The sequence below is a fragment of the Ideonella sp. P3_A4 genome (assembly GCF_056403075.1).
The window spans coordinates 1-1,571 of sequence record NZ_JBFUGE010000988.1; the positions used below are offsets into that span (position 1 = coordinate 1).

The 1,571-nt window shown below is 62.6% G+C and carries 2 protein-coding genes; both read left to right on the forward strand.

Annotated features, from left to right (window positions below; all coding sequences use genetic code 11):
* The first annotated feature begins 147 nt into the window (after positions 1 to 147).
* Positions 148 to 768, forward strand: coding sequence for an ATP-dependent Clp endopeptidase proteolytic subunit ClpP (clpP, locus tag AC1DYI_RS35135; protein ID WP_477208723.1), 621 nt, complete (start codon positions 148 to 150; stop codon positions 766 to 768).
* Between the two features lie 83 nt (positions 769 to 851).
* Positions 852 to 1,571: ATP-dependent Clp protease ATP-binding subunit ClpX (gene clpX, locus AC1DYI_RS35140; RefSeq protein WP_477208724.1), on the forward strand; the 720-nt coding region annotated here is incomplete at its 3' end.

The window sequence follows — 1,571 nt, forward strand, 5'->3', positions numbered from 1 at the left end:
GCTGATGACCGCCTGATCCTTCCCAGGCGTTCAACCAGAAAATCGCCCGGCTCAGGCCGGGCTTTTTTTCGCCCGATCAGGCCGCTTGACGTCGGCTTCATAATGAGGCCAACACCCACAACAAATGAACTCCAAGAGGCATCTGTCATGAGCGCACTGGACACACAAGCCCTGGGCATGGTCCCGATGGTGATCGAGCAGTCGGGCCGCGGCGAACGGGCCTACGACATCTACTCTCGCCTGTTGCGGGACCGCATCGTTTTTCTGGTCGGCCCGGTCAATGACCAGAGCGCCAACCTGGTGGTGGCGCAGCTGCTGTTCCTGGAAAGCGAAAACCCCGACAAGGACATCTTCTTCTACATCAACTCGCCGGGCGGCAGCGTCAGCGCCGGCCTGTCGATCTACGACACGATGCAGTTCATCAAGCCGGACGTATCGACCCTGTGCATCGGCATGGCCGCCAGCATGGGTGCCTTCCTGTTGGCCGCGGGTGCCAAGGGCAAGCGCATTGCGCTGCCGAACAGCAAGATCATGATCCACCAGCCGCTGGGCGGCGCGCAGGGCCAGGCGACGGACATCGAGATCCACGCGCGCGAGATCCTGAAGACCCGTGAGCAGTTGAACCGCATCCTGGCTGAGCGCACCGGTCAGCCGCTGGAGAAGATCCAGACCGATACCGAGCGCGACTACTACATGAGCGCCGAGGAAACCAGGGCCTACGGCTTGATCGACCAGGTGATCGAGAAACGCGGCATTCCCAGCGCTTGACCCCCACGTTTTCCTGACCGCCGGCATGGCCGGCGCTTGCTCTATCATTGACCCAGGCTTCCCAGGCCCCAACTCGCACTCCCATGCCCGACAAGAAAGGCGCCTCTGGCGAAAAAGTCCTCTACTGCTCTTTCTGCGGGAAGAGCCAGCACGAGGTCAAGAAGCTCATCGCCGGGCCGTCCGTGTTCATTTGCGACGAGTGCATCGAGCTGTGCAACGACATCATCCGTGATGAAGTGCCAGCYGAAGGCGCCACCGCCAAGACGGCCAAGTCCGACCTGCCGGTGCCCAGCGAGATCAAGGCCAGCCTCGACCAGTACGTGATCGGCCAGGACCCGGCCAAGCGCACGCTGGCCGTGGCCGTCTACAACCACTACAAGCGCCTGAAGCACCTCGGTGCCAGCAAGGACGAGGTGGAGTTGGCCAAGAGCAACATCCTGCTCATCGGCCCCACTGGTTCTGGCAAGACGCTGCTGGCACAGACGCTGGCCCGCCTGCTGAACGTGCCGTTCGTGATTGCCGACGCCACCACGCTGACCGAAGCCGGCTACGTGGGCGAAGACGTCGAGAACATCATCCAGAAGCTGCTGCAGAACTGCAACTACGACGTCGAGCGGGCGCAGCGCGGTATCGTCTACATCGACGAAATCGACAAGATCTCGCGCAAGGCTGACAACCCCAGCATCACCCGCGACGTGTCGGGCGAGGGCGTGCAGCAGGCGCTGCTGAAGCTGGTCGAAGGCACGATGGCTTCGGTGCCCCCGCAAGGCGGCCGCAAGCACCCGAACCAGGACTTCCTGCAG

Bases quoted from the DNA above. Each gene is read 5' to 3' on its own strand.
- clpP (WP_477208723.1), top strand. From the start codon at position 148: ATGAGCGCACTGGACACACAAGCCCTGGGCATGGTCCCGATGGTGATC.